This is a genomic window from Lysinibacillus sp. FSL H8-0500 (assembly GCF_038051955.1).
Taxonomy (GTDB): Bacteria; Bacillota; Bacilli; order Bacillales_A; family Planococcaceae; genus Lysinibacillus; species Lysinibacillus macroides.
The window spans coordinates 2,100,431-2,121,455 of record NZ_CP150292.1; the positions used below are offsets into that span (position 1 = coordinate 2,100,431).

Below are 21,025 nucleotides of genomic sequence, written 5' to 3' on the forward strand. Positions count from 1 at the left end.
TTAAATTAGTAGAATTCATGTTTATTGTGGATTTATGTTGTGCATTTGGGGGTGAAATGGGCGATGCAACCTTAATAAATAAAAAAATCAGCCTAATAGTATTGACAATTGTGTGACTATTCTTTAAAATTCAAAACAAATCCACATAAATACAGAAATTGAATGTTTGATTTGTGGATTTTGTTGGATTTAACTTTGTGTTTGGAGTGATGGTGTATGTCTCTTTCATTTGAAGAACGTAAAAAAGTAATTTTAGATATTTTAGATTTAGAAGGAAAAGTGAAAGTAAGCGATGCTGAACAATTATTAAACGTATCAGGTGAGACTATACGGAGAGATATGGATCGTTTGGAGAAGGAAGGGCTCTTGCACAAAGTCTATGGCGGTGCTGTCAAGACGAAGCAAAAGTATGAACGTACATTTGAACAAAAAACGTCACTCAATAACTTAGAGAAACGGTTAATATGTAAGGCTGCCGCAAATATTGTGGAGGACGGTGATGTGATTTTTATTGGTCACGGTACAACGGCCTATGAAATTGTACGTTTCTTAAGTGATAAACCAAATGTCATCGTGGTGACAAATTCTCTCCCTGTTTTATCGCTAGCAACAGAATGCTTTCAAGGAAAGATCCTTTTTGCAGGAGGTGAGTATGAACATCGACAAAAGTTTATGGGTGGCCCATTAGCCGATTTATTTTTCAATCAATTAAAGGCAAATAAAGCCTTTGTTGCTGCGGGTGGGATTTCCTTAACTGATGGCATTACTGATTATGATATTACAGGTGCTGCCATTTCAAAGAAATTAATTGAGCGTGCTGAAACAACTGTAATTTTAGCAGACCATACAAAATTTGGGGTTTCTACATTTGCGCATATTTGCCATTTAGAGGATGTTTCGATGATTATTACAGATCAAAAAAGCTCTACACAATGGCAGGAACGCTTAGCTCAGAAAAAAGTTGAGTTATTAATAGCAAGTGAAATGTTGGAGGATATCCATGTATAGGAAGGTGGAAAATATGGACTATTTTGCGAGTAAACAAGAAACCTTACAAAAATCAATTGACTGGTGGAATCCAGGAAAAACGAAGCAATGGCAAGTGGATGGCGTCGATGTGGTGATCGGCAAACGAGAAGGCTATTACTTCTATGATGTGGATGGCAAACAATTAATGAATGCCCATCTCAATGGCGGTACGTACAACTTAGGACATCGTAATCCAGAAGTCATTGCAGCATTAGTGGAAGGAACCAATTATTTTGATATTGGCAATCACCATTTTCCATCGACAGCGCGCGCCCAATTAGCTGAAGCATTAGGACAGTGCACACCAGATGGCTTAAAGTATACAATTTTTTCTAGTGGTGGTAGTGAAGCGATTGATGTGGCGTTGAAATGTGCACGCTATGCGACGAAGCGTAAAAAAACCATCTCGATCAAAAATGGCTACCATGGGCATTCAGGCTTAGCCGTATCACTTGGTAATGAACGTTATTCCAAGCCATTTTTAAGTGAAGGCGACCCAACTGAATTTGTGCATGTGCCATTTAATGATCTCGATGCAATGGAACGCGAGCTAGCCAAGGGCGATGTGGCGAGCGTAATTATTGAAACGATTCCAGCGACATATGGTTTTCCGCTACCACATGCCAATTATTTAACAAGTGTCAAGGCGTTGTGTGAGCGTTATGGTGCACTTTATATTGCGGATGAGGTGCAGACAGGTTTAATGAGAACAGGTAAGCTTTGGGGTATTGAGCATTATGGTGTTAAGCCAGATATTTTAGTAACCGCAAAGGGGCTAAGTGGTGGTATTTATCCAATTGCTGCAACAGTAGTGAATGAGCGTGCAGGTGGTTGGATGCAAGAGGATGGACTAGCACATATCTCTACCTTTGGCGGAGCAGAGCTTGGCTGTGTTGTGGCGATGAAGGTGCTGGAAATTTCACAACGACCTGAAGTCATTAAAAATGTTGACTATGTGGCACGCTATTTACGAACAGGTTTAGAGCAAATTCAGCAAAGATATCCAGATTTCTTTGTCGGTATTCGTCAGCTTGGTGTTGTCATGGGCTTAGAGTTTAATCATCCTGATGGTGCGAAATATGTGATGAGCTCTTTGTACAAGCATGGTGTATGGGCAATCTATTCAATGCTTGATACACGCGTTTTACAGTTTAAACCAGGGTTATTATGTGATAAAGCGTATTGTGATGAATTGCTGGAAAAATGTGAGGCAGGTATTAAAGAGGCTGCACAGCTTGTAAAGTTTGGACGCTATTAATATAGAAGGAAAGCTTATCATTTCGTAAACAAGGGGGTTTACTATATGGGTCAAATGGATTTCTTAGATTTAGAAGCTGTACTTTCTACTTTTCATCAAGCAGCAAATGATGCGTTAAAGGAGTTTAGTTGTTTAGTAGAAGCATCTTGTAAAATGATTGATTATTCCGAAAACGCTACGTATCTCGTAGAGGATGCACAAGGTAAAAGGTATATTTTGAGAATTAGTCGTCCAAATTATCATAAGAAAGAAGAGATAGAGGCGGAGATTGCTTGGTTAAATTCGCTACATGAGCAATCTCCTATTGATGTATCATTACCGATGCGAGCAGATGACGGTGACTACGTACATGCTCATCAGTATAATGACACAATTTATTATAGCACATTATTTACATTTTTGGAGGGTAATGCTCCAGATGAAAATAATGAAGAAAATTTAATTCACCAATTTGAAACATTAGGAAAAATTACAGCACTGTTCCACAAGCATACAATCGAGCAACATGATCACTACGAAGATTTTCAGCGTATGATATGGGATTATGACACGATTTTAGGGCAATCACCAAAGTGGGCAAGATGGCAGGATGGACTTGGTATGACACCAGCTCGCATCGCTTTATATGAGGAAGCATCTCAAGTTATTCAAAAGAAGCTAGAGGCATTTGGCAAAAGTAAAACACGGTTCGGGCTAATTCATGCGGATTTACGCTTAGCCAATTTACTCATTTATGGTGATGAAATTAAAGTGATTGATTTTGATGATTGTGGTTTCGGCTGGTATTTATATGATTTAGCAACATCTGTAAGCTTTATTGAGCATATGCCGTATTTGGATGATTTAATTGCGTCATGGATCAAGGGCTATAGTCAAGTGCGAACATTATCTGAGGAAGAAATTGAGATGATTCCAACCTTTATTTTAATGAGAAGATTACAGCTCATTTCTTGGGTAGGTAGTCGTGATAATGAAACGACGCGCTTACTTGGTGAAAACTATACCATTCAAAGTGATGCCTTAGTGAAAAATTATTTAGCAAAAAATAAAATTGTATAACATCCAAATAATTGTAAAGGTGGCGAACTGAATGACTTCAAAAAAGAATGAAATCATTGTTTTAAAGAAAGCCCTTACACCTATTCATTTATGGACAATCGGTGTTGGAATTGTTATTTCAGGAAATTATTTTGGATGGAACTTTGGCTTAAGTCAATCGGGCTATTTAGGCATGCTAATTGCTACGATATTTATGGCGATTATGTACTTAACAATGACGCTAGGAATCTCTGAATTAGCGACAATGTTACCTTATGCTGGGGGACCATACTCGTTTGCAAGGCGTGCCATGGGAAGATACGTGGGATTCATTACTGGAATAGGGGTTGTGCTTCAATATGTAATTGCTGCACCTATTATTGCAATTGGAATTGGAGGCTATATAAGTTTCTTATTCCCCGCAGTGCCAACAGTTGTAGCCGCAGCGTTTATGTATGCACTCTTTATGGGGGTACACATTTTAGGTATTAAGGAATATGCAACGATTGAAATGGTTCTTGTATTTATCGCATTGGGATTATTAGTGCTAATGTATTTTGTTGGGTTGCCACAGATTCAAGTGGAGAATTTGTTCCCCGCAAGTGGTGAGCTAGTACCGGGTGGCTTTAAAGGAATCTGGTCTGCGCTACCATATGCAATGTGGCTATTTTTAGCGATAGAAATGCTGCCAATGCTGTCAGAAGAAACAAGAGATGTTCAAAAGGATATGCCGAAAGGTTTAATTTCTGGCATGGTGACACTGCTGATTTTATCTGTGCTCACAACGACAGTAGCGATCGGACTTGCAGGCATTGATACGATGACAGTAGCAGAAGATCCATTACCAGCAGCAATTGCGGCAGCCTTTGGCAATACGTATTGGCTAGCACAAGTTTTAGCCTCTGTGGGATTAGTCGGGTTAATCGCAAGTTTCTCAGGTGTAATCTTAGCTTATTCGCGTCAGGTCTATGCGCTATCACGTGCAGGCTATCTACCAAGCATCTTATCGAAAATGCATAAAACACGTCAAACGCCTTACATGGCGATTATTTTGCCAGGCTTTATCGGCTTAGTGCTTGTTATATTATTTAACCCAGACGATTTAATTTTAATTTCTACATTTGGAGCATTAGTATCGTACATTACGATGAATTTATCTGTGTTAATTTTACGCAAAAAGGAGCCGAATTTATCGCGAACGTTTCGGACACCATTGTACCCATTGACACCGATTATTTCATTAACACTATCTGTGATTGCGATTTTTGCGAGTTTCTTTGCAAATTTGACGTTTTTCATTGTCTGTCTTGCGGTTTTTGCCGTGGCAAGTATTTACTATTGGCTGTGGGCAAGACATCAAATTAATGAAGATGCGCCAGAGGAACGCTTTGCAAAAGAAGCAGCTCAGGAAGATAGTCAAATTACACAAACGTCTATTGGATCTATGACAGAATAAAGCGTAGAGGATGTGTGCTTTATGCAAAAAGTAGAATGGGTCATCTTTGATAAAGATGGAACCATTATTGAGTTGGATTCTATATGGATTCCATGGGCTAAAAATTTTTACCTAAATTTAACTGAAAATTCTGATTTTGAAGTTGCGTTTTCCTTGCAGCACTTTTTAACAACAATCGGTGTAACGGCCGATGGAACAACGATTGACCCAACAAGCCCGCTAGCCGTTGGGAGCATACAGGAAGCAGAAACAATTATGGCTTACTTGCTTTATCAACAACAAGGTATTGCCTGGAGTGAAGGTGTTATGTTAGCAAGGGCAGCATCCAGCTTAGCAACAGCACAGCAAGAAAGTATAACTGTACAAGAATTGCCAGGTATTCGACAGCTTCTTATCAGCTTAAAAGAGCACAGTATTCGATTAGGCGTTGTAACAGCAGATTCAACAGCACGAGCAGAATTGCATTTAAAGCAGCTTGGGCTATGGTCATTATTTGAATTTGTACTTGGCAGTGATCAAGTAACATCCAGCAAACCATTTCCAGATTTAGCGCATTTGGCACAAGAACGCTATCAAGTATCGCTTGAACAGACAGTAATGATTGGTGATTCCAATGCGGATATGTTATTTGCCAAAAATGCAGGCATGCTCTATTCAATTGGCATTATTCCACAAGACGTATACCCAAAAGATTATTTACCAGATGCCATGAAAATTATTGAAGTGTATGATGAATCGCTTATAACCTTGCTGATAGCGAAGGAGGATCAACATGGATAATGAACTTATTGCGAAGATTACAGCGTTAGTGATGGAGAAAGTGGCACAAATGCCAAAGGAACAAATCCAAGGTTTAACACAGGCTGAATTACAAGAATGGCAGTCCTTTCGTTTAATGACAGCGAGTGGCAGCTCTCAGCAAGCGCCATCTATCATAGGAAACTATCAGCCATTGTCAACACAGGAGCTGCAGCATTGGGAAGACTTGCATCGCCAGCAAGCATTCACCCAATCAACAACAACTTCATCGTCTGATTTCATCGCATTTAAAAAATTTATATGATAGGCGGTGTAAGCAATGATAAAAGATCAGGATTTACTCTCTATTCAAGAGGTGCATGATGCTGTTGTAGAGGCAGCGGAAGCTCAAAAAGTGTACGCTAGCTATTCCCAGCAGCAAGTGGATGCTATTGTTCAGGCGATTGCAGAGGAAGCCTACCGACAAGCAGAACATTTAGCTGTATTGGCAGTAACGGAAACAAAAATGGGTGTGATTGAGCATAAAAAAATTAAAAATGAACTCGCTTCAAAAGGTGTTTATGCATCCATCTGTCATGAAAAAACAGTAGGGGTGGTTCATGAGGATCCTACTGCAAAGCAAATAGAAATTGCCTATCCATACGGCGTAATTGCTGCTGTCTCACCAGTGACAAATCCAACTGCCACTGCTATCTATAAAACGCTAATTGCGTTGAAGGCGCAAAATGCGATTGTTTTTAGCCCGCACCCAACGGCTGTGAACTGTACGATTGAAGCATTGAAAATTTGTCACGAGGCGGCTGTCCGAGCAGGTGCACCTGCTGGTTTAATTCGCTGGGTCGCACATCCAACGATAAAGGGCACAGAGGCATTAATGCAGCATAAGAATATTCAATTGATTTTAGCGACTGGCGGTTCAGGGCTTGTTAAGGCAGCCTATAGCTCTGGCAAGCCTGCCTATGGTGTGGGGCCGGGGAATGTTCCTGTTTATATCGATCATACAGCTAATGTTGCCCGCGCTGTACAGCAAATTATTGATAGCAAATCATTTGATAATAGTACAATTTGTGCAACAGAGCAGGCAATTGTTGTGCATCAGGACGTGAAGGCACAGGTGATGACTGCCTTAGCTCAAAATGGTGCAACGATTGTGACGGGAGAGGACAGGCTAAAATTAGCGCAGGTAATTTCTCCGGTGCCACGTACATTAAATACGCAAATTGTTGGGAAGCCTGCGATAAACATTGCGAAGATGGCACAGATTCAAGTACCAGCAAGTACAAGAGTGCTTGTGGCTGAGGAGCAGTATATTGGCAAAGAGCATCCCTTTTCGATGGAGAAGTTATCGCCCATTTTAGGCTTATATACAGCACATTCTCAGGAGGAAGCGATTCGACTATGTCAGCAATTGTTAGATGTAGGTGGACGCGGGCATAGTGCGGCAATTCACGCGGAAAACGATCAATTTGTTAAAGAGTTTTCCATTCAGATGCCTGTGTCACGGATTTTGGTGAATACCATGGCTTCTGTCGGGGCAGCGGGCGGCACAACGAGCTTAACACCATCCTATACATTAGGCTGTGGTGCATATGGCGGCAATATTACGAGTGATAATATTACAGCTCGTCATTTAATCAATAAAAAGCGCGTTGCCTATGGTATCAAGGAGCTAGCAGTGCCAAAGCCACAGCATCCGCAAAATATTCAACAGCCAGCAGTAGCAGTAAATACAGGTGAAGATGTAACGATTGATCCTGCGATGATTCGCAAAATAGTAGAAGATATTGTTTCGAAATTAACAGTTTAGAGGAGGAGTTCACAATGAGCGTAGAAATTAATGGTGCATTAGGAATGATTGAAACAAGAGGGTTAATCGGTTCGATTGAGGCAGCAGATGCCATGGTAAAAGCAGCAAACGTCAATATTGTTGGCAAAGTCCATGTTGGTGGCGGAATTGTAACAGTGTTAGTAACAGGTGATGTAGGCGCAGTCAAGGCGGCAACGGATGCAGGCTCAGAGGCTGCTCGTCGCGTAGGTGAATTATTGTCCGTGCATGTGATTCCTCGACCACATTCAGAGTTACTTGCTATTTTACCAAAATAAGTGGAGGGGGTTATCTTGATGCAGCACAATCCAATAGCTATTGCTGACGAAATCCCCATTGCTGTTTCAGCAAGACATTGTCATCTTAGTGAGGAAGATTTCCATTATTTATTTGGTACACAGGCAGTATTAACAAAATGGAAAGACTTATCACAGCCAGGCCAGTTTGCCGCAGAGCAGGTGATTACCATTCAGGGTCCCAGAGCTTGTATTGACAAGGTGCGTATATTAGGCCCTTTTCGCGAGCAAACACAGGTGGAGGTCAGCCAAACAGATGCGGTGAAATTAGGTGTCACGCCACCTATTCGTATGTCTGGTGATGTGCAGGATTCCGCACCCATTACATTAATTGGTCCAAAGGGAACGATGCAGAAACAACAAGGACTTATTATTGCACAAGCTCATATTCATATGTCAGAAGTGGATGCACAGGCTCTTTGTGTGAAGGATCAGGAAATTGTCAAAATCGAAATCATCAATGACGTACGGCAGCTACAAATTATGAATGTTGTTGTACGTGTATCCCAAAATTTTGTCTTAGAAATGCATGTTGATACGGATGAGGCGAACGCAGCCTCTATCGTCTCTAATCAGTACGGTAAGCTCATCAAAATGGAGTGAAGTGAATGAATGCTCAACAATTACAACAGCTCATTCAAGAAATTGTGACAACGATTGTCCAACCTAAAAAAAGATTATTGATTGTTCATCCCCATACAACAATCTCTAATAAGCAAATGGAAACTTTAAGCAGTTATTGCACAGTGGAAGAATGGTACGAGGGCACAGATGCTACGAACATTCCCCAAATGTTCTACGATGCCATTGTTTTTCTGGAAGTTGACCAAGCTTTTATTGTTGCGAGTGCACAAGGTTTGCCTAATTCCCCAGCAACCTTGTTCTTAGCAGACCTACTGCTGAGGGGCGAGCCAGCTGTGCTAGTCCCTCAGCAAAAAATGGCTGAGGTGATGACCGTCAAACAACCAAATGCCTATAGTAGTATGCTACAAAAGCAAATGGAAAACTTAAAGTCGTTTGGCTGTGACTTGCAATTATTTTCACAGCTTATCCCTTCTGTTAAGGCGACACAGCAGGCCTTGTCTTTTGCCGATCAGCATCCAACGTATATTACTGAGGAAATGATTCGGACATTTCAGGGACAACAGCTTGTAATTCCTGCTACTACAAGGCTAACGCCATTAGCTCTTGATGTTTTACAGGAAAAAGGGATTACCATTCAACGAAAATAGCGAGTAAGAACATGTCAAAGTACGAGTGGAGTGTTGTTGCATGACAAAATCAATTGGTGTTGTTGAAACGAGAGGGCTTGCGATTTCAATCCAAATAGCAGATGCCATGTTAAAAGCAGCAGAGATACGATTGCTTCGACAAGAAACGATTGATTTAGCGCTTGTGACAATCACGATTGAAGGTGATGTAGAGGCGATTCGAGAGGCGATTGCGATTGGTACACGTATAGCAAAAGCAGCAAATCAATGGGTTGCCTCTACCACTATTTTAAGACCTGATGATACGCTCACAGCATTAGTAGAGGAAATTGCGATAAAGCCGTAATGATTTTACCCCGTATTCATAATGCTGTTTGCACTGAAAGCTACACCCCATAAAAACAAATGTCCAAGCAGTGGCAGAGGGCGAAAATCCTACTGATTGAAGGTTTATTTTATTAATGATGAAAGGGTGGGAAATAGAGATGAAGGTAGATTTAACTGGAAAAGTTGTATTGGTCACAGGTGGCAGTAAGGGAATCGGCAAAGGAATTTCAAGGGTTTTTGCCAGGCAAGGCGCACATGTCGTCATTGCGGCAAGAGGTCTTAACGCGGCTAATGAGCTAGTCACGGCATTAAAAGCTGATGGCTATTCGGCATCAGCCATCGCTGTGGATGTAGAAAACTATGAATCTGTTGATCAGATGGCACGTGAAATAGCAGCTTCCTATGGCGGTATTGATATTGTTTGCGCCAATGCAGGGATTTTTCCGTCCGTGAAACTAGAGGAAATGACGACAGCAGATTGGGATCATGTGCTAGATGTTAATGCAAGAGGAACCATGTTTACAGTGAAGGCATGTCTTCCTTATTTAAAAGAAGCGGCGTATGGCAGGGTCGTTATTACTTCGTCAATTACAGGGCCTGTAACAGGCTATGCAGGCTGGACACATTATGCAGCAAGTAAGGCGGCACAACTAGGCTTTATGCGTACAGCGGCACTTGAATTAGCCCCTTATAAAATTACGGTCAATGCAGTAATGCCGGGCAATATTGCCACAGAAGGCTTGGATGGACTTGGGGAGGATTATCTTCAAAAAATGGCGAAGGCTATTCCCTTCGGCGGGCTTGGTAGTGTAGAGGATATTGCCTATGCAGCTTTATTTTTAAGCAGTAAAGAAGCAAGCTTTATTACAGGGCAATCCATTATTATTGACGGCGGACAAACACTGCCAGAAGATTCAGAGGCATTTTAACTTGCTGGATAAGGAGGAACAAAGATGAATCATTTAGGTGCATTAGGCATGATTGAAACAAAAGGGCTGGTAGGCTCGATTGAGGCAGCAGATGCCATGGTAAAGGCAGCAAACGTGCATTTGGTTGGCAAAGTACATGTGGGTGGTGGCATTGTAACCGTATTAGTGCGTGGGGATGTGGGCGCTGTAAAAGCGGCAACAGATGCTGGCGCTGCGGCAGCACAGCGAGTAGGCGAATTGCTATCGGTGCATGTAATTCCACGTCCTCATACAGAATTAGAAGCCATTTTACCCGTACAATCGTGAAGGTGAGGTGGCTTTATGAATCCACAAATAATCGAGCAACTCGTCAATGAGGCACTTGCCGAAGTGCTGACAACCAAACAGCCAACACTACCTTCCACAAATGCTATTCCAATTGCTATTTCGGCAAGACATATTCATTTAAAGCAGGAGCATGTGGAGCATCTTTTTGGCAAGGGCGCTGCATTAACCGTTCAAAAAATGCTCTCCCAGCCTGGCCAGTTTGCAGCACAGGAAACGCTTATTATTGTTGGCCCTAAAGGTAGCATTACTAATGTACGCGTCTTAGGACCTGCACGAACATTAACACAGGTAGAAATTAGCCATACAGATGCCATTGCATTAGGCATTCAGCCACCAATAAGAGAATCAGGCAATATTGCAGGCTCTGCTAGCTGTACATTAGTAGGACCAAAAGGTAGCTTATTTTTGCAGGAGGGTGTGATTATTGCACAGGCTCATATTCATATGTCACCACAGGATGCCCAGCATTTAGCTGTACAGGATGGGGAATATGTGGCGATTCAAGTGCCAGGTATCCGTCCAGTAACCTTTCATCAAGTCAAAATCCGTGTAGCCGAGCAGTATCAATTAGAAATGCATATTGATACCGATGAAGCGAATGCAGGCTTAATAAAGCAAGGGACAATCGGCTCTATTTTAACGGCCTGTCAGCAGATTGCTTCCAGCGCTAGCCCGCAAACGACGACTGTAGAGCTTACGCAAAAAATTATTACTGAACAGGATATTGCACAGTATCAAGATACAACAATAATTGTCCCACAGGCAGCTATTTTTACCGCGCTTGCAAGGGAAACAATAGCGAATTTAGGCATTGAAATACAGTATAAAAAAGGATGATCAAGCATGCGTATAGGGACCGTTGTTGGAAATATATGGGCTACTCGCAAAGAGGAGGGTTTACAGGGCTTAAAATTGCTCATTATTCAGCCTAAAAAAACAGATGGTCAACTCGTTGATGAGCAAATTGTTGCGGCAGACCGTATTGGTGCAGGGGTTGGCGATGATGTAATTTTAACGATGGGCAGTGCAGCCGTTCGCAGTTTTTCTAAGGAAGTGATTTGTCCAATTGATGCCATTGTGGTTGGTATTATTGATGGATCAGACGAATAGTGGGGTGAAAAAATGAAAGAAGCCATTGGTATGATTGAAACACTTGGCATGATTGGCTCCATTGAAGCGGCAGACGCTATGTTAAAAGCGTCTGATGTCCAGCTAGTGAGTCATGAGTTTGTAGATGGAGGCATTGTAACAATTATCGTTGCTGGTGATGTAGGAGCTGTGCAAGCGGCTGTGGAGGCAGGAAAAGCAGCCGCAGAACGTATTGGCAAGGTGCTCAGCGCACATGTAATTCCGCGTGCAGCAGATGATATCCACAATACTATTCTTGAAAAAAAGCCTGCTGTTAAGCAAGCAACAAAAGCTTCCAAACCAGCTGTGCGTAAAGCACAAGCAAAGGATGTTACGGATAGCGCTACAGATCAATAATGAGGTGGAAGGAGTGATAGACAATGGGCTTTAAGCGTCCTAAAATAGCAATTATTGGTGCTGGGCATACTGGCACAACAGTAGCGCTGATGGCTACGCAGCAAGAGCTAGGCGATATTGTGCTTGTAGATATACCAGAGCTTGAAAATCCAACAAAAGGAAAAGCATTGGATTTATTACAAACGGCTCCTATTCAACAATTTACTACGCATATTACGGGTACGGCGAACTACGCTGAAATCGCCAATGCTGATATTGTAGTGATTACAGCGGGAATAGCGCGTAAGCCAGGCATGGGTAGGGAAGATTTAATTAGTACCAATGCTGCGATTATCGGCACCGTCAGCAATCATGTAAAACAGTACGCACCAAATAGCTATGTTATTGTCTTAAGTAATCCTGTCGATGCAATGACATATGTTTGCCTGCAAGCAACAGGTTTTCCGAAAAATCGTGTCATGGGACAATCAGGTATTTTGGATACAGCACGCTTTAATACCTTTATTGCTGAGGCACTCAATATATCTGTTGAAGATGTTTCCAGCTTTGTATTAGGGGGACATGGCGATGAAATGGTGCCGCTTGTTCGTTATACGTATATTGGCGGCATCCCTTTAGAGAAATTAATGCCCCATACCCAAATCGAGCAATTGATAGAGCGCACACGTAAAGGTGGTGGTGAAATTGTGGCACTTTTAGGGAATGGCAGTGCTTATTATGCACCTGCTGCATCCATTATTGTGATGCTAGAAGCCCTATTAAAGGATAAAAAACGAATTTTACCTGTTATTGCTTATTTGCAAGGCGAATACCAAGTGCATAATGCCTGTATTGGTGTACCAGTTGTACTTGGTGGCAATGGTATTGAGAGTGTAGTAGAGCTGCACTTAAATGCAGAGGAGCAGGAGGCTTTTACTCATTCAGTTCATGCTGTTTATCAAACAATCGAATATGTAAAATAGCATATAGCTTTATAAATAAAACAAAGTTTGACTAAAAATCCTGTATCAAAGCAGGCTTTTTTCTTATTTCACACCAGGGCTATTTTTTTGAAGAACTCTCAATCAGAAATTTAAATATTTATCTTAAAATACAAAAAAGTGTGTAGAAATGTACTTGAGCTATAGACAAAATAGTATAGTATTATAGTCTATTAATTATAGAGCTTTTAACTTGATTGGAATTTATAGTATGCTAAACCATAGGGAAGGAGAGGGACTTATGGTTAAACAATTGATTATTGGCGACGCAAGGCATGAACTGGCTGCTACACGTCGTATTCTGGAACGCTTGCCTGAGGAGCATATGTCATGGAAACCACACGAGAAATCGATGACACTCGGTGGACTTGCTACGCACCTGATCAACCTGCTGAATTGGCAAATCGCGATTTTTCAGTACCCAGAGTTTGATCTTTCAACCGTGCCGATAAGGCGGGAATCTTTGAAAAAATGCGCTGATGTTCTGGATGAATTTGATACGAACGTTGGCAAGTTAGAAAAGCTGCTCGCCGAATGTGACGAAGAAAAGCTCAGCGAAAAATGGATGCTACGCCATGGGGATCATATCATTCGCTGTGAGCCACGAGCAATGGCATTCCGCACCTTCGGATTAAGCCACATGGTCCACCACCGAGCACAACTTGGGGTATACTTGCGACTTCTCGATATTCCAGTGCCGGGCTTTTACGGTCCCTCAGCTGACGAGGAGGCCCAGTGAACTAAGTTTCTTGATCCCATAAGTGCAGGGGCAGTGGAATAGTTATTCAATAAAAGGGCGCAATTCAACAGAATTGTGCTTTTCTTTATGAAAAGGGCTATATTATAAAATAATTGTTAAAGATGGTACTTTAAAATAAGATAGCGGCTTGGATGATATTCGTAACAAATGTGTGCTTTTTACTTTCTCTTTCTATAAGATAAATATTCTAAAAACCTCTGCGCTGCAAGTGACAGTGATTTTTGCTCTCTCATAGCAATTCCCACATTTCGAAAAGCAGGCACGTCAAGCTCTTTTGCGATAACTTGGTAGGGAATCCGTTGTAAAATTAGTTCTGGTAATATACTGATGCCCAACCCGTTTTCCACCATTGACATAATGGCATAGTCGTCCCATGTTGTAAAAGAAATTTGCGGTGAGATTTGATGCTTCTCGAAAATTTCAGAGATTTCAGCTTTTGCTCCCTTTTCTAACAGCATAAAAGGGCTATTTAATAGTTCATTGATTGGAAATTGATCGCAATCAGCAAGAGGATGGTCTTGAGGAATGACTACCAACAAACGATCTTGCTCCACAAAGATTGTTTCCATTTCAGCCTTTGTTGGTAATCGTAAAAATCCAAAGTCGACCCGACCCTCGATAATCCAGCTTTCAATTTCCATGTAATCCCCTAGCAGTAATTCGAAATCAATCCCCGGATAATCTTGCTTAAAGAATTTGATCATATTAGGTAGCCAATGGGTTGCTACACTAGAAAATGTACCGATCCGAATGATCCCAGACTGGATATCATGTAAGTCCTCGATCTGCATCATTAACATTTCATGCTCATTACAGATACGCTGTAATTGTGGCAGTAACTTTAAGCCATCAGATGTTAAACTAATCCCAGCACGACCTCTTTCAAAAAGGGATATTCCCCATTCTGATTCTAAATCGTTGATCATACGGCTGATGCCGGACTGTGTATAGTTTAATGCATCGGCAGCTCTTGTAAAGCTCCCATATTCTACTGCTTTGACAAAGGCTAGATATTTTTGGATATTCAAGATGCTCTTCCCCTTGCATGATATTTTGTTATACATAACATGATAAACATTCAATTTTGTAATGCTTATAAGCATGCTATGCTATTACCATTGGAAAAGCAAGGGGAACGGAGAGTGATGGTAAGGAAAAGCACCTAATAGCTATAAGAAACCTCTACAAAAATGGTTTATGAAACATTAACAATGTTAGAAATGTTATTTAAATGTGTGGACAAGGACAAAGCAATTTCAATGGAGGATTATAGAGGAAATTGAATATGAAAATGGTCAAAATACTTTTCCTTTGTAACAGTAAAGCTGTCCCTTCAGCAGAATGGTACGATAAAGGAGTAGATGAAGGCTAAAACCGAGCAGCTTGTTAATAAATCCCTCTCTTATTGCAAAGCACCTGCCGATTGTAATTTAACAATATGTAAGAACATGACTCAATTTAGCTTTAACAGAATCAGTGAATTCATAAATAGATTCGTCATCTGAAAATATCAGTTATGCCGCAGATTTGGAGGAGTAGCCTATGAAATCTAAAATTCAGTTTATCGTATCAATGATTATTTTTGGTACAATCGGTTTGGTTGTTCGATACATTGATTTAGCAGCAAGTGAAAGAGCTTTACTAAGTAGTTTTCTAGGATGTTTATTTTTACTCCTCATCTTCACTATTATGAAGAAAAAAATAGCATGGAATATAGTAAAAGCGAATGCTTTATTGTTGATTCTCTCTGGTATTGCATTGGGAGGAAACTGGATTTTTCTTTATCAATCATATGACCATACATCACTTGCGAATGCCACACTAGGATATTACTTTGCACCTGTGTTTGTCATGATTCTTTCTCCTGTTGTACTGCGAGAACACTTATCCATAAAAAAAATAGTATGTATTGTTGTTGCAATTATCGGTATGGTACTGATTGTCGGAGAAGGGGTGAGTACATCCGACTCAGATGATTTGCTTGGACTTATCTTTGGATTAATCGCAGCAGCTTTTTATGCTACATTATTACTTTTAAACAAATTTATTAAAGAGATGAGTAAGCTAGAGCTGACCATCATTCAACTTGGAACGACGACATTATTACTGATGCCCTATGTTTTTTTGACAGAGGGCTTTGGCATCTTTGAATTATCAAGTGCATCTATTCCTTTTATTTTAATTTTAGGGATCGTCAATACAGGGATTGGATTTTGGTTGTTTTTCTCAGGAATGGAGAATTTGAAAGGGCAGAGTATTGCAATGCTGAGTTATGTAGATCCATTTGTAGTAATATTGATTTCTGCAATGATATTACAAGAACAGATGACCCCCGTGCAACTATTTGGAGGTTTACTGTTATTAGGCTCCACATTTGTGAGCGAAATTAGAGCACTTAACTTTTCAAAACGATTAATGTGAATTTTAATAAAAAATAGTTTAATGATTCACGAGGGTTACTAAATAAAAAGGGCTTATTGAAAATGGAATCGTAAATAAGGGAAAATTTAGTTGTAAAAGTATATGTACTATTTTTAGAAATATTGTAAATATCCTATGTATATAGGAGTATGAACGGCCCTATATGGTCTGCTTCATTCCTACAAAATATTGGTCTGTGACTTTATATTCAGATCAATCACCGTTGCAAGGTCTATACATTCCTAGAACTGTTTCTCTCATGATTTTAGATGGAAGTTTCACGTTATCATGAACGAATTTAGCCTATTCCTCATAAAATAGAGAAGAATGATTAAAAAGGGTGGGGGCTATGTTAGTAAAGAGTACAGAAAAAGAAGATCATCGCTGGGACATTGACCGTTGGGAAAATGATGGTGGGAGAAATTTTTATGTACCTTTCTAAAAATAATGAAACCAATTTTTATGTTGTCCGTATAAATAAATAAGTTTATTGAAAAAGGAGCACTATATTTTGAACTATTGAACAAAGCAGCTATTGTTTGTGATTTACTTGATTGTCATTGCGGATGCGTATTACACAACCTTGTATATGGAGCCAAAAACACCACCGCAGCACCAGACCATTAAAGCGTCTGTCATTACATGGATTGAAGTACGGTAGCAAGCCTTACCAAAAGAAACAGACAATTAATCCGCAATCGAGCTTCTTGCAATTTCTTAAGAAACGATTCTTGCAAAAGCATTTGACTGTACATCCAGTCTTGCAAAAATTAGCTTTACGCTACGAAATTTTACGTTGCTAAGCTATAAAAATAGGGTTGGGGATCACTATTGCCCCAATCCTATTTATTTGACATTTGATAAAATAATTGGTTATTACTAAACATTGAAGTGAGATGGGGATGAAAGATAAATAAATCAGCTTTCAATCATGTGAATGTCCTCGATTGGATGCTTACAAAATGAGCATTATAAAGAAAATTAGAAAGTGATATTCCATTTGCCTTACGATTTAGCAGCTAGTTCAATAAATGCTATAGCTCTAAATGAGAGACTGGACTTTCCGCAAGCAAATGGGCTTTTTACGTATGAAATAATAAAAGCATCTATTCGAGTGAATGGATGCTTTGTTTTAATTTAGAACAGCTAAGTTTAAATGTACGCTGATATTCTTAAAGCATATTTTAGTACCATAAATGCGAAAGAAATACTAATAGGTCATTACATTTTTAAATATATCTTTGATGTCGATAATGAAGTCATCATAAAGCGATACTTTAAACGTGAGTACAACTTCTGCTTTTTCTTCCTCTGTCATTTCCGACCAATCCCAATCAGGAATAACGGTATAAACATTATCTAGGTCGTATTTGCTGTCTTTTAATAAATAGACCTCAATAGATTTAGCGACAGGGTCAATAATCCAATATTCTTTCACCCCATGTTTTTCATAGAGCGCTTTTTTTCGTATTTTGTCATGGCGTGCAGTCGAGGGAGAAAGTACTTCGACCATTAAATCGGGTGTACCATATATGCCGTTTGGTTTCATAATATCGGGGTTACATACAATCATGCTATCAGGGATCACCCTATTTTTTTCATCAAGGTGAACGTCCACACCGTCCGTAAAGTAGCGGCACTTTTTACCGTCTAAATACTTATCAAACACTACAGCTAAATTGGTAATCACTATGTTGTGGTTAAGTGTCGGGCGTGGTGACATCATAATCGTTTGGCCGCTGACTATTTCATAACGAGGTTCTATAAATTGTTCGTTCGCCTTCATTTCCTCATCTCCTTTAACGTCCATTTATTTTATTCGTATCATCGCATATATAAGATATTTATTCTACTGATAGGCAAACAAGATAATTCAATCACCCGCTCTCACGGAAAGTAGGTGCTTTTTTGTGGTTTCTTTTACATATGAAATAACATCCTCACTCACACAATTTAGAGACTCGCCATATAACCATAGACATGTTTTCGCTTTTAGGAATTTTATCCATTATTGCGGGGAGAAAGTAGTGCATCTTTTTTGATTTACTTCCTTGTCAATTAGATCAGGAAGGCATCATAAAAAGAGCGTGGCTACGTTTATTATATTTATTGTGGAACAAGAATAATAAGCTGAGCGCTATAAATGTAATCTTAAAATAGTACCTATTCTATGGTATATAGCTATTTTTAGGGAGATGAAATTGTAAGTGATAGTGAAAAAAGTATATAATGAAAACTTGATGTAAAGGTGCTTGAAATGTATTCTTTCAAAAGGACTTTAGTGAAATGAATATATTAGGTACGATAACTTAAGATACAAGGGGACTGAGAGTATAAAATATTTTGTGTAAATAGAAAATTCCATAGAAAAAGGAAGACCCTTTCTTGGTAGAATTAAGTCACCACAACCAATCCTAGAAAAGAGGTCTTCCCTATGAATCAGTTTACAACAGAAATTGTCGATGCACTAGTCAAAAAACAAGATATTACCGAGGTTTTTCGTTCGCACTTGGAAATGGCGATCAACTCGCTACTGGCGACAGAGCTGACGGAATTTTTGGATTACGAAAAATACGATCGTATCGGGTTCAACTCAGGCAATTCTCGCAATGGGTCTTATTCGCGTACACTTCACACGGAGTACGGCGATTTAACGCTTCAAATCCCGCGGGATCGCAACGGTGAGTTTAAACAACAGACAGTGGTACCATATAAGCGCTCGAACGATACGCTGGAAGAAACGGTCATTCACTTGTTCAAAAAAGGCATTACGATGGCGGAAATTGCGCAATTAATTGAGAAAATGTATGGGCATCACTATACGCCGCAAACGATTTCGAATATGACAAAGGCTGTTTCAGAAACGGTAGAAGCCTTTAATAACCGTCCTTTGCACAATCGTTACGTATGCGTGTATTTAGACGCGACGTATATTGCCGTGCGTCGTGATACGGTGTCAAAAGAGGCCGTCTATATTGCAGTTGGTATTCGTGAAGACGGCTCTAAAGAAGTGCTTGGCTATACGATTGCCCCAACAGAATCGGCCTACAACTGGCAGGAGCTACTACAAGAGCTCAAAGACCGTGGTGTAGAAGACGTACTTTTATTCGTATCAGACGGCTTAAAAGGCATGGCAGACGCTGTGTTTAATGTGTTTCCAAAGGCAAAATATCAGGTGTGCCTTGTCCATGTGGCACGCAATATCATGCATAAAGTCCGAGTAGAAGATCGCAAGGAAGTGTGCGAGGATTTTAAAACGATTCACCAGGCAAAGAACGCTGAAGCAGCGAAAAAAGCGCTCGAGACGTTCTGCGAAAAATGGGGCAAATCGTATAAAAAAGTCGCACAAGGCTTACTCGAAAACCCGTATTTACTGACGTTTTACGGCTTTCCCAAGGCGATTTGGCGAAGCATCTACTCGACGAATTTAATCGAGTCGTTCAATAAGCAAATCAAAAAATATACAAAGCGCAAGGAACAGTTCCCGAACGAAGAATCGTTGGAGCGCTTTTTAGTGACGCAGTTCGAAGACTATAATCAACGTTTCGCCACACGCTGCCACATCGGCTTCAATCAGGCCCGTGCAAAGCTAGAAGAAATGTTTGAGCAGCTGCACGAACCGGCAAACTAGACCGGGACGCGCCAGCGCGAAATTTGAGTGTGTAGGAAAGGGCTAGCCCTTTCCTACACACTCAAATCAACACTTCGAACAAGTACAATTGAATACACAGGTGATGAGTTCCCTTGAACGGGTGAATCGTCATTTACACAAAAATATTGACAGTACCAGGGGAACTTGGTGAAGATGCCAGAGATAAAAAAGAAACAACATTACGTTCCGCAGTTTTATTTAACACAGTATAGTGGCAAAGATAGAATTAACGGTTTTGATAAAATTTTAAAAATCAACCAACCGAATACAGCAGTAAAAAACCTTGGACATGAGAATTATTATTATGATTTGCCTGACGAGTTTGTTCAAAGCGTTCAAAATGGAACAAGTAACTTAGATGAATTAGTTAAGAAACATATTTACCCCACCTTTGAGCCAAACAACTTTGATAAGCAATTTTTGGAAAACTATTTTAGTGAACTTGAGTCAACAATCGCTCCTAGATTTTCTAGTTTAATTAAGAAACTTGATGCACAGCCTCATTTATTACAAACATCTTTTGATACTATTATTTCTGACGATGAAAAGGAAAAAATTGCTGACTTTTTTGCTTTACAGGCAATTCGAGTTCCTTCATTTCGTCAATTAGGTGAAAAGGTACGACCGCTACTTAAGAAATCGTTACCACCTTTTCTAGCATCGTATATAGAAGCTACTGATTTCTTAGATGATAACCAGCGTCTATTCTATCATCTTGCTAGCGGAATTTTAACATGTCTATCCTTACACTTTATTGAAAATTTCCATTGGCAAATAGCTGTCATCGAAACACCACAAGAATCTCCAATTCCACATGTGGCAAAATCGCATGTTACTGCAGAATTTTTATTATCAGATAACCCCGTTGTAAACATTAAAAACATTCCAAATAATGATATTCGGAGGTTATCTTTAGAATTTGCTCTACCATTGAATAGTCGATATTTATTGCTACTGCGAGAACCTAATTTCCCATTTGGGATGCCAACAAATAGTGTTTTTGAGGCAATACCTAATGATGTACGTATTTATAATGATTACCAATTGAGATTCTCCAGCCGAAAAATTTTTTATAATCAATCCAGCAGTAAAGCAAAATTGGAAAAGTATTTTAAACTTCCGTCCACTTATACACACAATGCAGATAAATTTGCTGTTGTTACTGGTTAAATGAAAGGCGATATACTTTATTTTAGGATGTATTGTTTTTTTTGCTAAGGATATTGTGAGCAAGAATGATAGGCTGTTTATAAAATGTTTTTGTACACCATC

The 21,025-nt window shown here is 39.9% G+C and carries 23 protein-coding genes; 21 read left to right on the forward strand and 2 right to left on the reverse strand.

Going from position 1 to position 21,025, the window contains the following annotated elements; all coding sequences use genetic code 11:
- Positions 1–216: 216 nt before the first annotated feature.
- The 18 genes from MHB44_RS09960 to MHB44_RS10045 all read left to right on the forward strand — a co-directional run bounded on the left by MHB44_RS09960 (position 217) and on the right by MHB44_RS10045 (position 13,659).
- Positions 217–1,008, forward strand: coding sequence for a DeoR/GlpR family DNA-binding transcription regulator (locus MHB44_RS09960; RefSeq protein ID WP_341302627.1), 792 nt, complete (start codon positions 217–219; stop codon positions 1,006–1,008).
- Positions 1,001–2,287 (forward strand): aminotransferase class III-fold pyridoxal phosphate-dependent enzyme, encoded by a 1,287-nt coding sequence (locus tag MHB44_RS09965; RefSeq protein WP_341302628.1) that lies wholly within the window; start codon positions 1,001–1,003, stop codon positions 2,285–2,287. The genes MHB44_RS09960 and MHB44_RS09965 overlap by 8 nt, the downstream gene beginning before the upstream one ends.
- A gap of 45 nt (positions 2,288–2,332) precedes the next feature.
- On the forward strand, positions 2,333–3,346 hold the full coding sequence (locus tag MHB44_RS09970; protein ID WP_341302629.1) for a phosphotransferase: 1,014 nt from the start codon (positions 2,333–2,335) through the stop codon (positions 3,344–3,346).
- A gap of 31 nt (positions 3,347–3,377) precedes the next feature.
- A complete protein-coding gene (gene eat / locus MHB44_RS09975) occupies positions 3,378–4,781 on the forward strand; it encodes an ethanolamine permease (RefSeq protein ID WP_341302630.1) in 1,404 nt (467 codons plus the stop codon).
- Between the two features lie 21 nt (positions 4,782–4,802).
- On the forward strand, positions 4,803–5,561 hold the full coding sequence (locus tag MHB44_RS09980; RefSeq protein ID WP_341302631.1) for an HAD-IA family hydrolase: 759 nt from the start codon (positions 4,803–4,805) through the stop codon (positions 5,559–5,561).
- The gene (locus MHB44_RS09985; protein ID WP_053995838.1) at positions 5,554–5,844 is read left to right on the forward strand and encodes a hypothetical protein; all 291 of its coding nucleotides are present in this window, start codon (positions 5,554–5,556) and stop codon (positions 5,842–5,844) included. Before MHB44_RS09980 ends, MHB44_RS09985 begins: the two co-directional genes overlap by 8 nt.
- Before the next feature lie 15 nt (positions 5,845–5,859).
- Positions 5,860–7,347: an aldehyde dehydrogenase family protein gene (locus MHB44_RS09990; protein WP_341302632.1), complete on the forward strand. Its 1,488-nt coding sequence runs from the start codon at positions 5,860–5,862 to the stop codon at positions 7,345–7,347.
- 14 nt (positions 7,348–7,361) lie between these two features.
- The gene (locus MHB44_RS09995) at positions 7,362–7,643 is read left to right on the forward strand and encodes a BMC domain-containing protein (RefSeq protein WP_053995836.1); all 282 of its coding nucleotides are present in this window, start codon (positions 7,362–7,364) and stop codon (positions 7,641–7,643) included.
- A gap of 18 nt (positions 7,644–7,661) precedes the next feature.
- Positions 7,662–8,264 carry a phosphate propanoyltransferase gene (gene pduL / locus MHB44_RS10000; protein WP_341302633.1) on the forward strand — a complete coding sequence of 201 codons (603 nt, stop codon included), beginning with the start codon at positions 7,662–7,664 and terminating at the stop codon, positions 8,262–8,264.
- Positions 8,265–8,269: 5 nt separating this feature from the next.
- Positions 8,270–8,893, forward strand: a complete 624-nt coding sequence (locus MHB44_RS10005; protein ID WP_341302634.1) for a hypothetical protein — start codon at positions 8,270–8,272, stop codon at positions 8,891–8,893.
- A 40-nt stretch (positions 8,894–8,933) separates the two neighbouring features.
- Positions 8,934–9,218, forward strand: a complete 285-nt coding sequence (locus tag MHB44_RS10010; protein ID WP_341302635.1) for a BMC domain-containing protein — start codon at positions 8,934–8,936, stop codon at positions 9,216–9,218.
- Positions 9,219–9,357: 139 nt separating this feature from the next.
- Positions 9,358–10,128 carry a 3-oxoacyl-ACP reductase FabG gene (gene fabG, locus MHB44_RS10015; RefSeq protein ID WP_341302636.1) on the forward strand — a complete coding sequence of 257 codons (771 nt, stop codon included), beginning with the start codon at positions 9,358–9,360 and terminating at the stop codon, positions 10,126–10,128.
- A gap of 24 nt (positions 10,129–10,152) precedes the next feature.
- Positions 10,153–10,434, forward strand: a complete 282-nt coding sequence (locus MHB44_RS10020; RefSeq protein ID WP_053995832.1) for a BMC domain-containing protein — start codon at positions 10,153–10,155, stop codon at positions 10,432–10,434.
- Between the two features lie 15 nt (positions 10,435–10,449).
- Positions 10,450–11,292: a phosphate propanoyltransferase gene (locus MHB44_RS10025; RefSeq protein ID WP_341302637.1), complete on the forward strand. Its 843-nt coding sequence runs from the start codon at positions 10,450–10,452 to the stop codon at positions 11,290–11,292.
- Positions 11,293–11,298: 6 nt separating this feature from the next.
- Positions 11,299–11,565 (forward strand): EutN/CcmL family microcompartment protein, encoded by a 267-nt coding sequence (locus MHB44_RS10030; protein WP_341302638.1) that lies wholly within the window; start codon positions 11,299–11,301, stop codon positions 11,563–11,565.
- A gap of 12 nt (positions 11,566–11,577) precedes the next feature.
- Positions 11,578–11,940 (forward strand): BMC domain-containing protein, encoded by a 363-nt coding sequence (locus tag MHB44_RS10035; protein WP_341302639.1) that lies wholly within the window; start codon positions 11,578–11,580, stop codon positions 11,938–11,940.
- 23 nt (positions 11,941–11,963) lie between these two features.
- The gene (mdh, locus tag MHB44_RS10040; RefSeq protein ID WP_341302640.1) at positions 11,964–12,902 is read left to right on the forward strand and encodes a malate dehydrogenase; all 939 of its coding nucleotides are present in this window, start codon (positions 11,964–11,966) and stop codon (positions 12,900–12,902) included.
- 259 nt (positions 12,903–13,161) lie between these two features.
- Complete coding sequence (locus tag MHB44_RS10045; protein ID WP_341302641.1) at positions 13,162–13,659, forward strand: DinB family protein; 498 nt, start codon at positions 13,162–13,164, stop codon at positions 13,657–13,659.
- Positions 13,660–13,838: 179 nt separating this feature from the next.
- On the opposite strand, the gene MHB44_RS10050 is transcribed toward MHB44_RS10045, so the two are convergent.
- On the reverse strand, positions 13,839–14,708 hold the full coding sequence (locus tag MHB44_RS10050; protein ID WP_341302642.1) for a LysR family transcriptional regulator: 870 nt from the start codon (positions 14,706–14,708) through the stop codon (positions 13,839–13,841).
- A 514-nt stretch (positions 14,709–15,222) separates the two neighbouring features.
- Here MHB44_RS10050 and MHB44_RS10055 point away from each other — a divergent pair.
- Entirely contained in the window at positions 15,223–16,101 is an 879-nt protein-coding gene (locus MHB44_RS10055) for a DMT family transporter (protein WP_341302643.1), read from the forward strand.
- Between the two features lie 1,210 nt (positions 16,102–17,311).
- On the opposite strand, the gene MHB44_RS10060 is transcribed toward MHB44_RS10055, so the two are convergent.
- Positions 17,312–17,887, reverse strand: a complete 576-nt coding sequence (locus MHB44_RS10060; protein WP_053995823.1) for a Uma2 family endonuclease — start codon at positions 17,885–17,887, stop codon at positions 17,312–17,314.
- A 648-nt stretch (positions 17,888–18,535) separates the two neighbouring features.
- Between MHB44_RS10060 and MHB44_RS10065 the strand changes: the two genes are divergently transcribed.
- A complete protein-coding gene (locus MHB44_RS10065; RefSeq protein ID WP_053993757.1) occupies positions 18,536–19,732 on the forward strand; it encodes an IS256 family transposase in 1,197 nt (398 codons plus the stop codon).
- A 174-nt stretch (positions 19,733–19,906) separates the two neighbouring features.
- Positions 19,907–20,923 carry a DUF4238 domain-containing protein gene (locus tag MHB44_RS10070; RefSeq protein ID WP_341302644.1) on the forward strand — a complete coding sequence of 339 codons (1,017 nt, stop codon included), beginning with the start codon at positions 19,907–19,909 and terminating at the stop codon, positions 20,921–20,923.
- The last annotated feature ends 102 nt before the right edge of the window (positions 20,924–21,025 follow it).

Bases quoted from the DNA above. Each gene is read 5' to 3' on its own strand.
- MHB44_RS09960 (WP_341302627.1), top strand. From the start codon at position 217: ATGTCTCTTTCATTTGAAGAACGTAAAAAAGTAATTTTAGATATTTTA.
- MHB44_RS09965 (WP_341302628.1), top strand. From the start codon at position 1,001: ATGTATAGGAAGGTGGAAAATATGGACTATTTTGCGAGTAAACAAGAA.
- MHB44_RS09970 (WP_341302629.1), top strand. From the start codon at position 2,333: ATGGGTCAAATGGATTTCTTAGATTTAGAAGCTGTACTTTCTACTTTT.
- eat (WP_341302630.1), top strand. From the start codon at position 3,378: ATGACTTCAAAAAAGAATGAAATCATTGTTTTAAAGAAAGCCCTTACA.
- MHB44_RS09980 (WP_341302631.1), top strand. From the start codon at position 4,803: ATGCAAAAAGTAGAATGGGTCATCTTTGATAAAGATGGAACCATTATT.
- MHB44_RS09985 (WP_053995838.1), top strand. From the start codon at position 5,554: ATGGATAATGAACTTATTGCGAAGATTACAGCGTTAGTGATGGAGAAA.
- MHB44_RS09990 (WP_341302632.1), top strand. From the start codon at position 5,860: ATGATAAAAGATCAGGATTTACTCTCTATTCAAGAGGTGCATGATGCT.
- MHB44_RS09995 (WP_053995836.1), top strand. From the start codon at position 7,362: ATGAGCGTAGAAATTAATGGTGCATTAGGAATGATTGAAACAAGAGGG.
- pduL (WP_341302633.1), top strand. From the start codon at position 7,662: ATGCAGCACAATCCAATAGCTATTGCTGACGAAATCCCCATTGCTGTT.
- MHB44_RS10005 (WP_341302634.1), top strand. From the start codon at position 8,270: ATGAATGCTCAACAATTACAACAGCTCATTCAAGAAATTGTGACAACG.
- MHB44_RS10010 (WP_341302635.1), top strand. From the start codon at position 8,934: ATGACAAAATCAATTGGTGTTGTTGAAACGAGAGGGCTTGCGATTTCA.
- fabG (WP_341302636.1), top strand. From the start codon at position 9,358: ATGAAGGTAGATTTAACTGGAAAAGTTGTATTGGTCACAGGTGGCAGT.
- MHB44_RS10020 (WP_053995832.1), top strand. From the start codon at position 10,153: ATGAATCATTTAGGTGCATTAGGCATGATTGAAACAAAAGGGCTGGTA.
- MHB44_RS10025 (WP_341302637.1), top strand. From the start codon at position 10,450: ATGAATCCACAAATAATCGAGCAACTCGTCAATGAGGCACTTGCCGAA.
- MHB44_RS10030 (WP_341302638.1), top strand. From the start codon at position 11,299: ATGCGTATAGGGACCGTTGTTGGAAATATATGGGCTACTCGCAAAGAG.
- MHB44_RS10035 (WP_341302639.1), top strand. From the start codon at position 11,578: ATGAAAGAAGCCATTGGTATGATTGAAACACTTGGCATGATTGGCTCC.
- mdh (WP_341302640.1), top strand. From the start codon at position 11,964: ATGGGCTTTAAGCGTCCTAAAATAGCAATTATTGGTGCTGGGCATACT.
- MHB44_RS10045 (WP_341302641.1), top strand. From the start codon at position 13,162: ATGGTTAAACAATTGATTATTGGCGACGCAAGGCATGAACTGGCTGCT.
- MHB44_RS10055 (WP_341302643.1), top strand. From the start codon at position 15,223: ATGAAATCTAAAATTCAGTTTATCGTATCAATGATTATTTTTGGTACA.
- MHB44_RS10060 (WP_053995823.1), bottom strand. From the start codon at position 17,887: ATGAAGGCGAACGAACAATTTATAGAACCTCGTTATGAAATAGTCAGC.
- MHB44_RS10065 (WP_053993757.1), top strand. From the start codon at position 18,536: ATGAATCAGTTTACAACAGAAATTGTCGATGCACTAGTCAAAAAACAA.
- MHB44_RS10070 (WP_341302644.1), top strand. From the start codon at position 19,907: ATGCCAGAGATAAAAAAGAAACAACATTACGTTCCGCAGTTTTATTTA.